The following is an 18,010-nucleotide window of genomic DNA, read 5'->3' on the forward strand; positions in this document are numbered from 1 at the left end:
TGGTACCCGTATTCGCACAAACAACCACTGCAACTGTATGCCTTACGGCTAACAGTGCGCAGCGCAGCCAACGGTGCTGTGTAGACCAACCGGTGCGTGATGCGTCGCGGAACCTGGCTCAGTTGGAGCCTCTGTCTCAGTTGGAGCCTCTGGCTCAGTTGGAGTGCCTGGCTCAGTTGGAGTCTCTGACTCAGTTGTCGTCGTCGTCGAGATCCAGCTGCATTTGGGCGGCCGTACCGCGCTTCATCTCGCCGATACCGGTCTCCCCCAGCCCCTGGAGCGACAGAGATTCGCGCCGCTCGAAGACATAGGCATCCGAGGCCGAGAGCACCCGAGCCGTGTCCTCATCGGTGAAGATCGTGCCGGGATCGGCCACGGCGGTGAGCCGGGCAGCCAGATTGACGCTGGAACCGAAGATGTCGCCCAGGCGAGACAGGACCCTGCCCCAGACGAATCCGACGCGGGCCTGCGGCAGATCCTGGGCAGCGGTAACGCGTTCCATCAGGGTCATCGCGATCTCCGCTCCGCCCAAGGGCGTCTCGGCAGCGAAGAACACCTCATCGCCGACAGTCTTGATGACGCGACCGCCACCAGTGGCGACGATGTTGTAGGCCATGCCCTGGAACTCCTGGACCAGATTCGCCAACTGTCTGGGCTCCATCTTCTGCGACAGCCGTGTATAGGAGACGAGGTCGATGAAGCCGACCGCACGTGCCAGCGGCATCGACGAGTCGTACCAACCCTGCCTGTTGTCGATGGCCAGACCATCGGAGACGTTGACGTTGAGGCGACCCATCACCTCGGCGAGGTTGCGCCGCCAGGAATACGTCAGCATCTTCTGCAGAGGATCGACCATGTCCTCGACGAGCTGCAGCGCGTCGCGTCTGGCCTCGGGATCGGTCAGGCCCTCCTCCTCAGTGAGGAAGTCGACGAGAGTCTCCATCTGCCATACGACGAGACGGTCCGTGGTCTGACCGATCGCGCGGGCCAGTGACAGGGCAGTGGACTGATCAATGAGGCCGTCGGCGACAGGCTTGGCCCACATGCGCAGCGCATGGGCGTCGCTGACGGTGTAGGCCTTCTCTATGCCGTCCGTCTGGGACATGCCCAATGCTCGCCACATCTTGCGCGCAGAGACCGTGGAGATGCCCCCGAGTTTCGCCGCTTCACGCCGGTCGAGCACGCGTTTGCCGTCGAGGAGGATCTCCTCGAGGCGTTCGGCCGCGCTGCGCGTTTCGTAGACGGTCTCGTCTTCGTCCTCGTCACCTTCGCCGACGATCTGCAGGGCCGCAGTTCGCGGGTCCTCATGCAGCCCTCCGAAGAAGTCTCCGCGAGCCTTCTCATCCAGCTGTCCCGAGGCCTCGGACGAATCCGTCTCACCGCTGGAACCGTCCTCGTCCCTGGGGACGGAATCCGTCACCGAGGTGGCCGGGAGGTCGTCATCACCGTGCTCGATTCCCGGCATCGAAGGGGATGGGGTGGCCGCGGGAGGTGCGTTGGAGGTGGACGAATCGTCGATCTGGTCCTCCGTGACCACTGGTATCGAGTTCATGCCCGATGACGCTGAGTTGTGAACCTCTTGGACCGAGTCGTGACTCTCCTGGCCGGAGCCGTGGGACTCATCTGCGACACCCTGAGGTTCATCGGCCGAAGCCTGTGGAGCGTCGGCCGAGTTCGGCGACTCATCGACAGGACCTTGCTGCTCGTCGACTGGGTCTTGACCGTCGTCGGAGACGATGTTGAATTCGGCGGTGAAGTCCGAGACACCTGTCATCTGTGGCCCTCGACTTCCGTGTTCGTCACTGTTGGCTCGTTCGACACTGCTGGCTCAGCTTCGTCAGCAGACTCGGCGGCCGGTCGCAGGTGGTGGACGTCGCCGGCGCTGACACTGATGTCGTTGTCGATGATGAGATCGCCGCCGGAGTCGAGTCCGGTGGCTCGGCCGTACAGGTTGCTTCCGTCGGGGCGTTCGACTCTGACCCGAGTCCCGAGGGTCACCATGTTCGCACGCACCTTGGCACCGGCTGCGCTGCGGCTGAAATCATCATCGTCATATTCGACAAGCTCCCTGTAGGCAGGAATCAGTGTGCTCAGGATTGAGATTAACAAGTCTTCATGAGCAACTTCTGAACCGTCGGTGTCCGTTTCGATGGCAATCGAACTGGCGCTCTCACGTGGCAGATCATCTGACTGCAGGCGGGTGTTGATCCCCATCCCCAAGACGATTCGCGGTCCACTCGGCGCCGGTTCGACCCGGGCCAGGATCCCGCACAGCTTCTTCCCGTCCTCCGTGAGCACATCGTTGGGCCACTTGAGTACGGCCGGCACTCCCGCCTCGGCGATGGCAGATCTGACTGCCTCACCGGCGATCAGGGGAATCCACCCCCAGGAGTCGAAGACGGCACCGGGCTCCAGCAGGATCGAAAACGTCAGCGAACGACGCGGGGGCACGGTCCAGGTCCGGCCCAGGCGCCCGTGTCCGGCGTTCTGATGATCGGTGCCGTAGACGGAGAACTGAGCAGGCACCTCGGCGAGGTCGATGCCGTCGGCGGCTGCGATCCGGCGGGTGCGATCGGTGGGGTGCTCGCGAAGCTGCGACTGCCCGCGGACCAGCGAGGCCAACTCGTCGTTCGTCGACGAACAGATGTCGTCCCAGATGACAGTGGGGAGATCGAAACCACGGTCCGCGGCCTTGCGGCGCAGTGATTCGACATCGACGAGGAAGGGAATGTGTTGGCTGTTCACCAGACCACTTTAGATTCTTTTGGTGAGAGTGCACAATGATCGCACCCTGCGTCGTTATTGTGGAGGCATGACGGATACCCCACGAACAACAGCCGAGCGCATCGACGCTTTCGTCCAGCGCCGGGATGCGGCCCACACCGGCAATGAGAAGTCGGTGGAGAACCAGCACAAGCGCGGCAAGCAGACCGCTCGCGAACGCATCGAGGCACTCCTCGACGAGGATTCGTTCCAGGAGATCGACGAGTTCGCCCGCCACCACAACCACCAGTTCGGCATGGAGAACAATCGCCCCGACGGTGACGGCGTGGTGTGCGGTCTGGGCACGATCGAGGGCCGGACCGTGGCCGTGTTCGCTCACGACTTCACCGTCCTCGGCGGCTCCCTCGCCGAGGCGAACGGCCGTAAGATCGTCAAGGTCCAGAAGCTTGCGATCAAGTTGGGCTGCCCCATCATCGGCATCAACGATTCCGGTGGCGCCCGGATCCAGGAGGGTGTGGGCTCGATCGCCCTGTTCGCGGAGATCTTCCGCCTCAACGTGGCCTCCTCCGGCGTGATCCCGCAGATCTCGCTCATCATGGGGCCCTCGGCCGGTGGTGCCGTGTACTCCCCCGCGCTCACCGACGTCACGATCATGGTCGATCAGACCAGCCACATGTACATCACCGGTCCCGACGTCATCAAGACCGTCACCGGCGAAGAGGTCGGCCACGAGGACCTCGGCGGCGGACGCACGAACAACACCGTCTCCGGCAACGCCCACTACCTGGCCAGCGACGAAGACGATGCGCTGAACTATGTGCGCGACCTGCTCTCATTCCTGCCCCAGAACAACCTCGACCCCGCCGATGCCGACGAGTTCGAATCGGATCTGAGCGTCGCACCTGAGGACGAGGCCCTGGATACGCTGATGCCGGATTCGCCGTCTCAGCCCTATGACATCCTCGACGTCGTCACCACGGTCCTCGACGATGCGGAGTTCCTGCAGGTCTCCGAACTCTTCGCCCCGAACGTCGTCACCGGCTTCGGCCGCGTCGAGGGAGTCAGCGTCGGCGTCATCGCGAACCAACCGATGCAGCTGGCGGGAACCCTGGACATCGACGCCTCGGAGAAGGCCGCCCGCTTCGTGCGCCTCTGCGATGCCTTCAACATTCCCATCCTCACCTTCGTCGACGTGCCCGGCTTCCTGCCCGGCACCGATCAGGAGTTCAGCGGCATCATCCGCCGCGGCGCCAAGCTCATCTACGCCTACGGTGAGGCGACGGTTCCGCTGATCACGCTCATCACCCGCAAGGCCTACGGCGGAGCGTACTGCGTGATGGGATCGAAGCAGCTCGGCGCCGATCTCAACCTCGCTTGGCCCAGTGCCCAGATCGCGGTCATGGGTGCTCAGGGGGCTGCCAACATCGTCTATCGGCGCAAGCTCAAGGCCGCCGGCGAGGCAGGCGAAGACGTCGATGCTCTGCGTGACGAACTGATCCAGGACTACGAGGATGCCCTCCTCAACCCGTATCTGGCGGCCGAAGAGGGCTACATCGACGCGGTCATCAAACCGAGCGAAACCCGGAACCGGATCGTGCGCGGGCTGCGGGCGCTGAAGAACAAGCATGTTGACGCTCCAGCGCGCAAGCACGGTAACATCCCACTATGAGCCAGGAAGCACAGGAGGCCACAGCCACCTCGGCGGTCGAGGATCGGACGCAGGTGCGAGCACACGACGGCGAGCCCGTCAGCGACGACTTGGCCAAGGCTGCAGCGGTGGCGGCCGTCGTTGCGATCCGCCAGGTGGCCCTTGCTTATGCTGCCAATCAGGCGGCGGCATTGGACCAGATGGAGACGGCGAAGCACGATCGCGCAGGGTTCAATGCCCCACGCCGCAACGTGCGCCGACGTCTCCCCCAAGCCTGGACGCAGACGCTGGGACGCTGACAGTAGGTCGCTGACAGCCAGCACTGAACACTCGGACGACACACTTCGGGCGCCGACAGTTGAACTGCCGGCGCCCGAAGCATGTCACCCTGTGCCCGTTCGCCAAGGGGACTACTTACCGTCGAGCGGGCAGATTACAGCTGGCTCCCTCGACGGTAAGCAATCCCCTCGATGGTAAGCAGTCCCCTCGATGCCGCCGGCGGGTCGGTGGCATTGGGGGTGTCAGCTCACCTCAGCCGGTATTGGTCCTTCGCCGGGTCGGCTCCAGGCTCCACCTGGTGATTGGCACCCACCTCATGGTTGGCCCCCACCTGATGGATGGTTCCTGTATCGACTCCGGGATGAGGTGCGTATCCGTCCTCGACGGTGACCGTGCTCAGACGCTGAGTACTGCGCCCGTCGGCCGTCGACGAACTGGCTGCCGAGTCACCCGAACCCGTCACCGAGTCCCCCGAAGCGCTCGTCACGCCTCGTGTCGGACCGCCCATATCGTCACCGTAGACAGCTTCACCGCGGGCCACCATTCCGGCGACGTCGGAGAGCTTGAGCTGCGGCAGGAACCAGGCGAGGACGAAGGCCACGAGGAACACCGGCACCATGTACCAGAACGAGGGTGCCAAGGCATCCGCGTAGGCGTTGACGACGAGGTCGTGGATGGGTCCGGGCAGCGAGGCCACAGACTCCGGTGTCAGCGAGTCAGTGGTCGGAGCGCCAGCTCCTGCTCCGCCCGCACCTGCGCCACCGCCGGGTGCCTGCGACAACGCTTCACCGAGCTTGTCTGCCAGTCGGGAGGTGAAGATCGACCCGAACAGTGCCGTGCCCACAGCGGCACCGATCTCGCGGAAGTAGTTGTTCGTCGAGGTCGCGGTGCCCACCAGCTCCGGTGCCACGGAGTTCTGGATGACGAGGACGATGATCTGCATGACCAGGCCCAGACCGAAGCCCATGGTGAAGATCATGGCGCCGATGAGCACCATCGAGGTGTCGGCCGTCAGCGTGGTCATCCAGGCCAGGGCAATGCCGGCTATGAGGGTGCCGAAGAGCGGGTAGATCTTGTACTTGCCGGTCTTTGACACGATGAAGCCGGAGACGATCGAGGTCAGCATGACGCCGGCCATCATCGGGAGCATGAGCAGGCCGGAACCCGTCACGTCGGTCCCGGATGCCATCTGCATGAACGTGGGCAGGAACGCCATTGCGGAGAACATGCCCAACCCCAGCAGCAGGCCGATGGCTGTGGAGAGGACGAAGGTCTTGTTCTTGAACAGGTTGATCGGGATGATCGGGTTGCTGACCTTGGACTCGACGTAGACGAAGACGAGGGCAGAGACCACCGTGCCGATGATCAAGGAGATGATAGTCGGCGAATTCCAGTCATAGTCGTGACCGCCCCAGCTGGTTACGAGGATCAGCTGCGAGGTCGCGGCCACCATGAAGATGATGCCGAGAACGTCGACCTTCTTATCCGATTTATGGCTCGGCAGCTTGAGTGCGAAGAGTGCGATGAAGAACGCGACGATGCCGATCGGGACATTGACCCAGAAGCACCAGCGCCAGTCCATGTGCTGGGTGAAGAATCCGCCCAGGACCGGGCCGAGCACGCTGGAGATCGCGAACAGCCCGCCGAGCGGACCCATGTATTTGCCGCGTTCGCTGGCGGGAATGATGTCGGCGATGATGGCCTGCGACAGGATCATCAGACCGCCGCCGCCCAGACCCTGGAAGCCGCGCCAAGCGATGAGTTCCCAGAAGTTCTGTGCCATGCCGGACCCGAACGAGCCGACGACGAAGATCGCGATCGCGACGAGGAAGATGACCTTCCTGCCCCACATATCGCCGAATTTGCCATACAGCGGCATGACGATGGTCATCGCCAGCAGGTAGATGGTGACCAGCCATGCCTGATGCTCGACGCCGTCGAGTTCACCGACAATCGTCGGCATCGCCGTCGACACGATCGTCTGGTCAAGGGTTGCTAGGAACATGGCGGCCATGAGCGCGGAGAAGATCAGGACGATCGTCTTCCTGGTCAAGACGATCGGCGCCGTCTGCGCAGTTGCGGTTGCTGAACTCATGCGGACTCCTCCTCAAAAACATCTCGCAGCTCGTCGAACAGTTCTCTGATGACCAGGGCGGGGGCGCCCTCAACCTTGCGCAGACGCATGAATGTGGCCTTGATCGCCATCATCGCCAAGGCGGCAAGGGCCTCGGCCCGAGTGGACACGGGCACGGCTTCGTCGTCATGGCAGTGAGCGGAGTCGGTGCCGGCAGAAGAGGAATCCATCGCCGAGGTGACGCTGAGATTCTTCTCGGCCGCTGAGTTCTCGTCGACTGCAGGCATTGCCGAGGCCGACGCTGCCCCGTCGAGACGACGTTGGATCATTTCCCGGAACAGGCGCTCGCTGTTGCCCATGCGCGACATCTGCACCTGCATCAGCGAGGGATCCTGCTTCATCAGCAGGTGATACTGATGCATCTCTTCGCGCTTGTTCAGACGCGTCCGCACCACCGAGGCCAGCAGGTGCTGGAGGTCGGCAAGGAGTCGTCCGTTCGGACCGCCGGCTTCGAAGGCGGCAATGTCGGGCTGATCCTCATCGTCGAAGACTGTGTCGGCACGGCCCAGCAGGGCTTCTTCTTTGCTTGAGAAGTAATTGAAGAAGGTGCGCCGGGAGACCCCGCAGCGTTCGCAGATGTCTTCGACGGTGACGTTGGTGTACCCGTTCTCGAGCGCCAGGTCGAGGGCAGCCTGGCGCAGAGCCTGACCGCGCTCACGCTTCTTCCGCTCGCGCAGCCCCTCGGACTGGTCGGCGCAGCCGGTGGCGTCGGAAGGCTCGGTCGCGGCAGAGTCGGTGCGCGTGGATTCGCCGGAAGGTGTAGATTGCATAACTACATTATTGCACCCAGTGCATTTTTGCCTCAAGTGCAACTAATGTGCTTTGCGGCACATTCCCAGCCCGCTCCCTGACTTCAATCGGTTCGCCAGCGTTCGGGCGCTGGAAGGTTATTCCTCAGTACCCGAGCTTCGCGTTCCTCAGCACCGGAATCGCCTCGGCGGCCTTGTCAGCTCCGGCAAGGTCCACCTCGACGACCTCGAGAGCCTCTTCACCCTCGAGTGAGGAGATGACATGACCGAAGGGATCGGAGACGAGACTGTGGCCGACACCTGTGGGCCCCTTCTTCGGCACCTCGACACCACTGACCTCGGGATCGGCCTGGCCGATGGCTGCCACGAACATGTTGGAGTCCAATGCCCGAGCACGGGCCAGAGTCTGCCACTGCTCGACCTTGCCCGTCCCAGCACCCCAAGAGGCGGCGACGATGGCGAGTTTGGCACCACGACGGCTGACCTCGGCGAACAGCTTCGGGAAGCGGATGTCGTAGCAGAGTGTCAGCCCGACGCTCTCACCGCCAAGGTCGATGACGACGGGATCCTCACCGGGAACGACGGTGTCGGATTCCTTGAAGCCGAAGGCATCGTAGAGATGGATCTTCGCATAGTCGCGGCGTTCACCCTGCGGCGGGTAGACGGCAAGCAGGTTGATCACCTTCTCCCCTGAGGTCGCGAACTCGCCCACGATGACGGTGATTCCGGTGTCGGCCGCCAGCTGGGCCATCGCAGCCCGCCACGACTCGGTGTTCGCCTCGGCGACTTCGCGCAAGCCGGGACCGAACGCGGACATCGTGGCCTCGGGGAAGACGACGAACTCGGCTCCGGCCTCAGCGGCCTTGTTCGTGTAGTCCCGAACCTTGTCGAGGTTGTCCGCAACTGTGGTGGTGGAATTGATCTGCGCGAGTGCGAATTTCATGGCCAGTCCTTGCGATCCGGGAGTGTCAACGATGCGTTCAGGCTATCGCGATCACACGCGCGGAGAAACCTCCACCCAGCTGAGAGGGACCTCAGTGCAGGTATTCGCGGCCGGGACGGCCACCTCGGCGACGGCCGTGGACGATGTAGTACACGACCATCCCGAGGGCCACGAGCACAGCACAGAGCATGAACATGCCGTTGCCGCCGGTCAGCGGCATGATGGCGCCGAGGATGATCGGGCCGATCCCCGACCCCGCGTCGAGGAGGAGGAAGAACGAGGCCGTGGCCACCGGCACCCGCGACATCGGTACGGATTTCACGGTGATCGCCTGCATGCACGGCATCAGTGAGCCGAAGCCCAGGCCGACGAAGACGCCGGCGAGGATGATTCCCGTCATCGTCGGCCACATCGCCAGCAGAATGTTTCCGACGAGGTTGAAGACGAAGACAGGATAGATGACGAAGTTGTCGCCGAGAGTGTCCTGCAGGCGACCGACGAACAGCCGCGCAACCAGTGACGCCACCGCGAAGGCGACGAAGAACAGGGATGCAGCACTCGCAACACCGTTGTCAGCGGCATAGCCGGCCAGGAACACCAGAGCCGCTGCATAGGCAGTACCTGCGATGAGCATGATCGAACCGATGCGCAGACCATCGCGATCGACGAGCGTGCTGATCTTCAGATGCCATTTGGTCCTGCGCTGGTAATCGCTGAGTTCCTGCTTGGGCAGCTTGATGACGACGCAGAGGATGAAGGCGACGACCGACATGAAAGCCGAGGCTGCGAAGAGCATCGGGAAGTCGTAGGCACGCGGGAGAACTACACCCAGGTAGGGTCCCAGAGCGGTGGACAGCGTTGTTGCGGTGCCGAAGTATCCGGTGCCCTCACCTCGGCGAGAGGCCGGGATGACGCTTTGGATCGCGGTCATGATGGCTGTGTTGCCGGCCCCGAAGGCGATGCCGTGGATGATGCGGATGGCGAAGAGCCAGACCAGGGTGTCGGCGAATATATAGGCCACGGAGGCGAGGATCGAGACCGCCATCGTGATGATGAGAAGCTTCCGGCGACCGATGAAGTCGAGGTACTTTCCGGTCAGCACACGGGCGACGACGGCACCCACGACGAAGGACGAGGACGCGAACCCAGCAGCTGCTTCACCAGCGGAGAACCTGGCGACGGCATAGCCGGCCATGGACGTCATGAGGAGGTAGAACACCATCGCCATCGACAGGTTGAGACCGATGCCGACGACGAAGTCCTTGGTCCATAGCTGTGCCCGTGCCACTGAAGATCAGTCTCTCTTCCTGTTGAATGATGCGTCCAGTCCCCCGGGGTGCCCGCTGAGATGGGCGATCTGCTGTGATGGCCCATCGGCTGTGATCGGCTGATCCGCTGAGATCGAGGCGGGAACCTGTCCATGCTATCCGGTGGCTCCTGTTGCCGGCGCCCCACCCCGGGGTGATCTTGCTCTAGTCGTCCGTCAATAGCCACCAAATCTCCTGGCCGAATATGAGTCGACGCAGCCGGGCTGTGGGTCCAAATCGACACAAGCTGGCGTGTTCTCAGTCATATAGGGTGAGAGACATGACCCAGAAGAGAACCCCCTCGGCCATTGACGCCGTCGCTGAAGAATATGTCGACAGATCACTTGCACTCTCCCCCTCCCTCGCCCTCTACCTCGGTCTCGACGGCGCGACGGGCTTCGATGACTTCTCCCCCGCCGGTCTGGCTGCCGCCAACGATCTCACCGTGGAGACCCTGGCCAAGCTCGCAGAGGCTGAGAAGTCAGCCGGCCTCGACGACGTCGACCTCGTCACCATCGACGCGATGCGCGACCGGCTGACCGTGGATCGCGACTATTTCGAGGCCGGCCTCGACCATTCGAGTCTCAACGTCATCGAGTCTCCCCTGCAGTCCATCCGCGATGCCTTCGACCTCATGCCCACCGAGACCACCCACGACTGGGAGACGGTCGACACCACGATGGCGGCGGTTCCAACATCGGTCGCCGGCTACCAGGAGTCCCTGTCCCTGGCCAAGAGCCGCGGCCAGGTATCCGCCCGCATCCAGGTTCAGAAGGTCATCGAACAGGCCCGCACACTGGCCGAACCCGGGAGCAACTTCGACCAGCTCATCGCCGGGGCCACCGCTGTTCCGGCGTCGTTGCGTGAGCAGCTGAACACCCACGCCGAGGCGGCCCGTGAGTCGTTTGCCCACCTTGCCGATTTCCTGGCTGACGAACTTCTCCCGGCAGCGCCGGAGAATGAGGCCTGTGGTCGTGAGGCCTACGCCCTGCACTCCCGGAACTTCCTCGGTGCCGAGGTCGACTTCGACGAGACCTATGCGTGGGGACTCGACGAACTTGCCCGCATCGATGCCGAGCAGCGTGAGGTCGCAGCTGCGATCCAACCCGGTGCCGATCTGTTCGAGGTCATGGAGACGCTGAACAATGATCCCGAGCGAACCCTGCACGGAGCCGACGGGCTGCGTGAGTGGATGCAGGAGGTCGCCGACGAGGCGATCACGGAGCTCGGGAAGTCCCACTTCGACATTCCCGAGCCCGTAAGCAGGATCGAATGCATGATCGCACCTTCGGCCACCGGAGGCATCTACTACACCGGACCCACCGACGATTTCTCCCGCCCGGGACGCATGTGGTGGTCGGTGCCCGAAGGCGTCACCGAGTTCGCCACCTGGCAGGAGAAGACCACGGTCTATCACGAAGGCGTGCCGGGCCATCATCTTCAGGTCGGCCAGGCCACGTATGTCTCTGACACCCTCAACCGCTGGCGCCGACTCATGTGCTGGGTCTCCGGGCATGGTGAAGGCTGGGCGCTCTACGCCGAGAAGCTCATGGCCGACCTCGGCTTCATGGGCGATCCCGGTGACTACCTGGGCATGCTCGACTCGCAGCGCCTGCGTGCCGCACGAGTGGTCCTCGACATCGGCTTCCACCTGGGACTCGACGCCCCGGCCAGCCTCGGCGGAGGAGTCTGGAACCGGGAGAAGGCGTGGCAGTTCCTCACCGACAATGTCGCCATGGACCGCAGCTTCCTCGCATTCGAACTCGACCGGTACCTCGGCTGGCCCGGGCAGGCACCGAGCTACAAGATCGGTCAGCGGCTGTGGGAGCAGTTCCGCGACGAGGCCAAGGCCGAGGCCGGAGCAGACTTCGACCTCAAGGCATTCCACACCAAGGCCCTCAACCTGGGATCGGTCGGCCTGGACACCCTGGGCCGAGCCATGAAGCGCTGAACTTCGGCACGAGGCTGACTAGTGCTGGGATGCTGATGAACACTGGTGGGAGAATGACCTGGTGAAGAACAATGGCAGTCCGCGCAGCGATGGCCCGCGCTCTGAGACCGTGCGGGTCACCGAGGTGCTGCGCGACGAGATCATCGACGGCGTCAGGCTGCCCGGCAGCAAACTGGTCGAGCGGAATCTGGCGACGGAGCTCGGTGTCAGTCGTGTGCCGATCCGCGAAGCCCTCAAACAGCTCGCCGCTGAAGGGCTGGTGGCGAATCGGCCCAACACCTGGTCAACGGTGCGCGAGTTCTCCCCCAGTGACATCGCCGACCTCAACGAGGTGCGGACGGTCTTTGACATCCTGTCCTTCGAACTCGCCGCTCAACGGCATAATCGGGAGGGCCTGGCCAAGCTCGAAGCCACACTGGCCAAGGGCAAGGAACTGTCGAAAGCCGGTGACGTGGTCGGCGCCCATCGCTCGGCGGCGGACTTCCATGCCATTGTCACCGAGCTCTCCGGCAACCGGCTCCTCGCCGAGATCGGTGAGCTCCTCGACTCGCGCATGCGCTGGCAGCTGCGCCAGCACGACGACCTCGATTTCGTCGCCACGGAGCACGCCCAGCTCTATGATGCGATCGCCCATCGAGATCAGGCGAAGGTCAGAGATCTGGCTGCCCGCCACCTCGGGACGAGTCAGGACCAGCACGACAAACACAAGGAACGCCTCGCCAAGGCCATCGACGAGGGACGCGAATCAGGCGAGGACTGACATCAGGCAGCGGAGAAGGGCCACCCGCTCAGCTGCTTCGGACGGGCCGGCGCGTAGGTGCGGACCTTCGAGGTCTTCAGCCCCAGCCCCACGAGTGATTCGGCCAGTTTCACTGCGGCGGTGACTCCGTCGACGACGGGGACATCGCAGCGTTCGACGATGACCTGCTTGAGGTCGGCCATTCCCCCGCACCCGAGGACGATGGCCTCTGCACGGTCACGTTCGACCGCCTCGGCGGCCTGATCAGCGATCGCTTCCACGGCGCGGTCGGGCTGATTCTCCAGCTCAAGCACGGCCATTCCCGAAGCCCTCACCGAGGTGCAGTGAGCGTTCAGTCCGGCCAGGAGGAGCCGGTCCTCGATGAGCGGAACGGTGCGATCAAGCGTCGTGACGACCGCGTACCTGTGGCCGAAGAACATCGCCAGGGCGGCCCCCGCCTCGGTGATGTCGATGACGGGCACGTCGAGGAGTTCCTGCAGTCCTTCGCGCCCATGCTCGCCGTACCCTGCCTGGATGACGGCATCGAAGCCTCCCTGGTATTTCATCACCGCATCCATGACCCCCAACGCCGCAAGGTAGCTCTCGACGTTGCCTTCACAGGATTCGGCGCCGAAGCTGGGGGTCAGCGCAATGATCTCGGTGGTCGCCGAGGCGGCCTCCCGTGCCGCACGGGCGATGCCCTCGGTCATTGACTCAGTTGTATTCACGTTGACGACGAGAATTTTCATGATGAGCTCTCAATCAGTGAGTGGTGGGGACGGCGATCTCTTCGCCGTCGACCTCACGGAAGGTGAAGTTGCGACGGGCGATGATGAAGTAGATGACCGCGGCGATGCCTGCCCCGCTGAACCAGGAGAACTCGGAGAATCCGGCGAATGCGGGAACCAGGGCAAAGACAAGTGAGATGAGGGCGGCCGGGATGAAGGCTCCGATGGCGCGCCAGTTGATCCCACGGTGGTAGAAGTACTCGCCGTCGTTGGCTTCGGTGTAGAGCTGGGGAACGTTGACTTTCGTCTTCCGGATCACCCAGTAGTCGACCATGATGACGCCGAACAGGGGTCCCAGCAGGGCGCCGAGTCCGCCCAAGAAGTAGACGATGACAACGGGTGAGTCGTAGAGATTCCACGGCAGGATGACGAAGCCGATGACCGCGCTGATGATTGCCGCGCTGCGGAAGTTGAGGTGACGCGGAAACATGTTCGTCAACGCGTAGGTCGGGGCGACGAAGTTGGCCATGAGGTTGACCGCGACCGTGAGGATCAGCAGGGCCAGGGAAGCCAGCGCCAGCAGGATCGGATTGCCGATGGTCTGCACGATGTCGGCTGGTGAGGTGATGACCGTGCCGTCGATCGTGTACTGGGCACCGGCCAGGGAGATGACGACGAGGCCGAAGACCAGCATATTGATCGGAATGCCCCAGAAGTTGCCGACGACGATCGACCCCTTGTTCTTGGCTGCGCGGGTGAAGTCAGAGAAATTGAGGACGAAGGTGTCGTAGATCGCGACCCACAGGGACCCGCCGCCGAGGATGTGCATCCACATCGGCCAACCGGACAGGGCACCGTCTCGGGCCCAGGAAATGGAGAAGTCGACGCGAGCGAGCATCCAGATGGCCAGCGAGACGAAGGTGACGAGGATGATCGGCCCAGCGATCGCCTCATATCTGCGGATCATCTCCATGCCATAGCTGACGATGATGACCTGGACGATCCAGAGCAGAGTGAATGAGAACCAGCCCAGTCCGGAGAGACCGAGGAACTCGACCTCGGCCCACGACTGGAAGCCGGGCACAAGGGTGATGAGTAAGACGCCCAGGACACTGGAGGCCAGGTAGGTCTGGATGCCGAACCAGGCGATGGCGACGATGCCACGCACCGAGGCTGCAAGCTGCGCACCGTGGATGCCGAAGGCGATGCGGCTCATCACGGGATAGGGCACTCCGGTCTTATGGCCCATGAAGCCGGAGAGCGTCAGCAGGAAGAAGAGCAGGCCGGCACCGACGAGAAGTGCGACGAGGATCTGCCAGGCACCGAGGCCGAGCGCGAAGAGTCCGAAGGCGAAGCCGTAGTTGCCAAGTGAGTGGACGTCATTGGCCCAGAGGGTGAAGACGCTGTATGCGGTCCAGCTGCGCCCTTCTTTTCGACTCGGTGCCAGATCCGAGTTGTAGAACCGTGGGCTGATGCGATGAGCCGCCAACTGCTCGGGGCTCGGCCCCATCCACTTGGGCGCGGAGTCCTGCGTGGCCTCAGTCTTTGCCATGGGGGTTCCTCACGTCTGAAAAGCACACCCCTGGGATACCAAATGTCGGATCACAGCGCTGTGGTGGTGATTTCTGTCCCGGTCAGCGTAACGTGAGTCACAGATCACACGCAATGGAGCTGCTCCGGAATCCGCGCTGAAATGCTCTACGACAACGGTTGTGCGGGACACAAGATCGCTGACCACAGGCTCGTCGACTGCTGAAATCTGCATCATATTTTGGCATACCATTATCTCGCTATGCGAGAGAAAGGACGCCACCGGCTGACAATCAGCCGATGGCGCCCGAGTGCACTCAAATCCTGCGTCGGAGCGTTACAGCTCCTCTTCGACGTCCTTCGCCGTCGGATCCCACTTGACGATGCCCACTGCGATCGCGCCGGCCAAGGGTGCACAGGCGACGATCCAGAAGACCCCGGTGCCCATGGAACCGGCCAGGATCGGGAACATGATGAGGGAGACGATCGAAAACGCACGCAGCACGGACTGGTTGAAGCCGATGCCGATTCCGCGCAGCCTCGTCGGGTAGGACAGGGTCGCATAGTTCATCAGGTTGGCTCCTGGCCCACCGGCTTGGGCGAAGACGAAGGCCGCGAGCATCGCCACGGAAACGAGCACGAGAGCACCGGTCGGGATGCCGACGATGGCCAGCAGAGCCAGTGCCACTGCCTGGATCACGAAGCCCACGAGGGTGATGCGGCGGGTGCCGAAGCGATTGACGATCGTCATGCCCAGCAGCCCGCCGATGGCTCCGAATCCGAGGTTGATGACGAGCGAGGCGATGATCGTGACCAGTGGCGTCTGGTGGAAGAGGGTCGTGATGATCAGCGGGGTGCCGTAGGCGACGGCGTTGTACCCGAAGGTGGAGAACACCGATACGCACAGTGCGACGATCGTGCGCACACGATACTGCGGGGCGAAGAGTTCCGCGAAACCGCTCCACTTGCCGCCGCTCTTCGACACCGCGGCTGTGCCTGTCCCTGCGCTGCCCACATCCGCGGCGAGTTCCACGTCGAGGTTGTGGTGTGAGCGCATGACATCAACGGCCGCGCGCAGGTCGCCCTGGTTCGCAAGCCATTCGGGTGATTCGGCGAGGTAGCGGCGGCGGACGAGGAGCACCACGAGTGCTGGGACCGCACCGAAGCCCACCACGAGGCGCCACAGGATGGCGTGCTGGTCATAGGGCAGGCTGATGAAGATGATGAGGACGACGAGGTAGCCGATTCCTGTGGCGATGTACCAGGCAGGAGACCAGGCATTGACGCGCTGCGAACGGTTGCCCTTGCCCTTGAGCTTGGAGAATTCGGCGAGGAAGGCCATCGCCACGGGCAGATCGAGCCCGACGCCGATGCCCATGACGAAGCGGAAGAAGATGAGAACCCATTCGTTGGGAGCCACGGCACAGCCGATGGCGGCGACGACGAAGAAGACCATATCGGCCATGAACAGTTTGTAGCGCCCGAAGCGGTCGACGAGGTATCCGCCGAACAGCGCACCGATGACGGCTCCGACCATGATCGAGGCGTTGACGAGCCCGGTCATGAAGCCCGAGAGCCCGAACTGTTCCTTGATCGCGGTGATGCCGAAGGCCAAGGACGAGAAGTCGTAGGCATCCATAAAGATCCCACCCAGGGCGAGGATGATGACGGCCTTGGTCTTCGTCCCCTGGGACCCGAATTCGGCGAGGACGGAGTGGATGTCCGAGGCGCTGCGGATGATCCGTGGGGACACCCCTCCCTCGCTTCTTCGCGTTCCATCGTCTCGGCAAGTGGTATCTGGTGCGTGAGCCGAAGTACCGGCAGGTTCAGGACTATTCACAATCACTCAGTATTGTCTGGGCAAGCCCCAGCCCGGCGCCCCGGCCGTCACAATATGTCATGGACGCCGATCGTCCCCGTTGGGACTGGCCCGATATGCCGCCTGGCCGCCGTCGATGTGCCTCCGTGATACCGACGTCGATGTGGACTTGCGTGCGACTATTGGGGATATTTCGAACGCCGGCCCACAATGACGCAGCATACGTCCGAAAGTCGTTGGCCTTTGCACGACCTTCGTCCGAGGTGACGGGGCCGAACCTGCCTTCAACTCGCGTGCACAGCTCCATGGCGGGGGCCACCACTCATGTGCAAATGGCCTGTGGATGCCAGATCTTCCTCCACAGGCACGCTCCTCATTGTTCCGTTGCAGGTGGGAAAGTGTCACTGTCACTGGTTATGAAGACCGACCACGACATGGCAGGACAGTCCAGCCCAGCGCCACTAGATCACCACCGCCTGACCGGGAACCGCCCAGTCCAGTTCCTCACCGCTCCTGTGCCATTCACCCGCCACGAAGCGTCCGCCCGTGGCATCAGCCCGTATCGGCTGCGAACCGACTCCAGGTATGTTCAGCTCACTCGCGGTATCTGGATCGACACTCAGCCCGAGACCTCTGTCATCGCCCCGCTGTGGGCTGATCACCAGTGGCTGCGGAAGCAGATGCATGTGAAAGCCATGCTCAAGCTCGACGACGAAGTCGCCGGGTGCAATCTCACCGCTGCACGACTCTATGGGCTCCCCCTCCCAGCTCACCTGAATGAGCGGAGCGTGCATGTCGTTACCCCAGCACTCAACGCGTCGATGACTCGACCCGGGGTAGCACTCCACCGGTACAAAGAGTTGAGGACCTCGAGCTTCTTCGACTTGCCACTCATATCTGTGCCGCAGCTTTTCGTCGAGCTTGCCCCGATTCTGAACGTCGCTGAACTCACAACGCTCGGCGAGGCAGCAATCGGCCCGTGGCATGGTGAGGCTCTTACCTCGCTGTCGTCGCTGAGGAGAGAGGTCACCGACCGTGACCGCATTCACGACAGGAAGACTACGGAAAGCGCTCTTGAAATGATGCGTGAAGGCGTCGACTCTCCGCGTGAAACCTGGCTACGACTCTGGCTGATCAATCATGGCTTCCCTGAACCTGTCATCCATCCTGCCATCCGCTGTTCAGTCGTACCCGGCGTGCTCCACCCCGACCTCGGATACCCCGAGAAGAAGGTGGCAATCGAGTATGAAGGTGACCACCACCGAAGCTCCGACGCACAGTTCGCCGCGGACAATCGTCGGTTAGAGGCGCTGAACGCCGCAGGCTGGACCGTGCTCAGAGTGTCGAAGAAAACCAACATGATGCAATTCGCAAGAATTCTCAAGCACCACCTCACATAGCGGCGAGGGCACAAACCTCTTCTGAGTGGCTCTCCCCTAGGTGTCCCTCCCTGCGAAGT

At 62.9% G+C, this 18,010-nt stretch carries 14 protein-coding genes; 5 read left to right on the plus strand and 9 right to left on the minus strand.

What is annotated here, in order from left to right; all coding sequences use genetic code 11:
• Nucleotides 1-190 precede the first annotated feature (190 nt).
• Nucleotides 191-1,774: an adenylate/guanylate cyclase domain-containing protein gene (locus tag BANT918_RS08700; RefSeq protein ID WP_069599881.1), complete on the minus strand. Its 1,584-nt coding sequence runs from the start codon at nt 1,772-1,774 to the stop codon at nt 191-193.
• Nucleotides 1,771-2,745 carry a biotin--[acetyl-CoA-carboxylase] ligase gene (locus BANT918_RS08705; protein ID WP_096158572.1) on the minus strand — a complete coding sequence of 325 codons (975 nt, stop codon included), beginning with the start codon at nt 2,743-2,745 and terminating at the stop codon, nt 1,771-1,773. Before BANT918_RS08705 ends, BANT918_RS08700 begins: the two co-directional genes overlap by 4 nt.
• Nucleotides 2,746-2,812: 67 nt before the next feature.
• On the opposite strand from BANT918_RS08705, the gene BANT918_RS08710 reads away from it, so the two are divergent.
• Both BANT918_RS08710 and BANT918_RS08715 read left to right on the plus strand, forming a co-directional pair.
• Nucleotides 2,813-4,393: an acyl-CoA carboxylase subunit beta gene (locus BANT918_RS08710; RefSeq protein ID WP_069599879.1), complete on the plus strand. Its 1,581-nt coding sequence runs from the start codon at nt 2,813-2,815 to the stop codon at nt 4,391-4,393.
• Entirely contained in the window at nt 4,390-4,671 is a 282-nt protein-coding gene (locus BANT918_RS08715) for a hypothetical protein (RefSeq protein ID WP_233430410.1), read from the plus strand. The genes BANT918_RS08710 and BANT918_RS08715 overlap by 4 nt, the downstream gene beginning before the upstream one ends.
• 227 nt (nt 4,672-4,898) lie before the next feature.
• Here the strand turns inward: BANT918_RS08715 and BANT918_RS08720 are convergent, their stop codons facing one another.
• The 4 genes from BANT918_RS08720 to BANT918_RS08735 all read right to left on the minus strand — a co-directional run bounded on the left by BANT918_RS08720 (nt 4,899) and on the right by BANT918_RS08735 (nt 9,765).
• On the minus strand, nt 4,899-6,746 hold the full coding sequence (locus tag BANT918_RS08720; protein ID WP_101619873.1) for an MDR family MFS transporter: 1,848 nt from the start codon (nt 6,744-6,746) through the stop codon (nt 4,899-4,901).
• Nucleotides 6,743-7,555: a TetR/AcrR family transcriptional regulator gene (locus BANT918_RS08725; RefSeq protein ID WP_101619874.1), complete on the minus strand. Its 813-nt coding sequence runs from the start codon at nt 7,553-7,555 to the stop codon at nt 6,743-6,745. Before BANT918_RS08725 ends, BANT918_RS08720 begins: the two co-directional genes overlap by 4 nt.
• A 124-nt stretch (nt 7,556-7,679) precedes the next feature.
• Nucleotides 7,680-8,477 (minus strand): carbon-nitrogen hydrolase family protein, encoded by a 798-nt coding sequence (locus BANT918_RS08730; RefSeq protein WP_101619875.1) that lies wholly within the window; start codon nt 8,475-8,477, stop codon nt 7,680-7,682.
• A 91-nt stretch (nt 8,478-8,568) separates the two neighbouring features.
• A complete protein-coding gene (locus tag BANT918_RS08735) occupies nt 8,569-9,765 on the minus strand; it encodes an MFS transporter (RefSeq protein WP_101619876.1) in 1,197 nt (398 codons plus the stop codon).
• A gap of 299 nt (nt 9,766-10,064) precedes the next feature.
• On the opposite strand from BANT918_RS08735, the gene BANT918_RS08740 reads away from it, so the two are divergent.
• Both BANT918_RS08740 and BANT918_RS08745 read left to right on the plus strand, forming a co-directional pair.
• Nucleotides 10,065-11,735, plus strand: coding sequence for a DUF885 domain-containing protein (locus BANT918_RS08740; RefSeq protein WP_101619877.1), 1,671 nt, complete (start codon nt 10,065-10,067; stop codon nt 11,733-11,735).
• Nucleotides 11,736-11,796: 61 nt separating this feature from the next.
• Nucleotides 11,797-12,495, plus strand: a complete 699-nt coding sequence (locus tag BANT918_RS08745) for a GntR family transcriptional regulator (RefSeq protein WP_101619878.1) — start codon at nt 11,797-11,799, stop codon at nt 12,493-12,495.
• A gap of 2 nt (nt 12,496-12,497) precedes the next feature.
• Here BANT918_RS08745 and BANT918_RS08750 read toward each other — a convergent pair whose 3' ends face one another.
• From BANT918_RS08750 to BANT918_RS08760, 3 genes are all read right to left on the minus strand, one after another.
• Entirely contained in the window at nt 12,498-13,223 is a 726-nt protein-coding gene (locus tag BANT918_RS08750; protein WP_101619879.1) for an aspartate/glutamate racemase family protein, read from the minus strand.
• A gap of 13 nt (nt 13,224-13,236) precedes the next feature.
• Nucleotides 13,237-14,754, minus strand: a complete 1,518-nt coding sequence (locus BANT918_RS08755; RefSeq protein WP_101619880.1) for an NCS1 family nucleobase:cation symporter-1 — start codon at nt 14,752-14,754, stop codon at nt 13,237-13,239.
• Nucleotides 14,755-15,069: 315 nt separating this feature from the next.
• Entirely contained in the window at nt 15,070-16,485 is a 1,416-nt protein-coding gene (locus BANT918_RS08760) for an MFS transporter (protein ID WP_167389428.1), read from the minus strand.
• Nucleotides 16,486-17,246: 761 nt separating this feature from the next.
• On the opposite strand from BANT918_RS08760, the gene BANT918_RS08765 reads away from it, so the two are divergent.
• Complete coding sequence (locus BANT918_RS08765) at nt 17,247-17,951, plus strand: DUF559 domain-containing protein (RefSeq protein ID WP_145996960.1); 705 nt, start codon at nt 17,247-17,249, stop codon at nt 17,949-17,951.
• Nucleotides 17,952-18,010: the final 59 nt, after the last annotated feature.

The sequence above is a fragment of the Brevibacterium antiquum CNRZ 918 genome, assembly GCF_900169145.1.
In the GTDB taxonomy this organism is placed as follows: Bacteria; Actinomycetota; Actinomycetes; order Actinomycetales; family Brevibacteriaceae; genus Brevibacterium; species Brevibacterium koreense.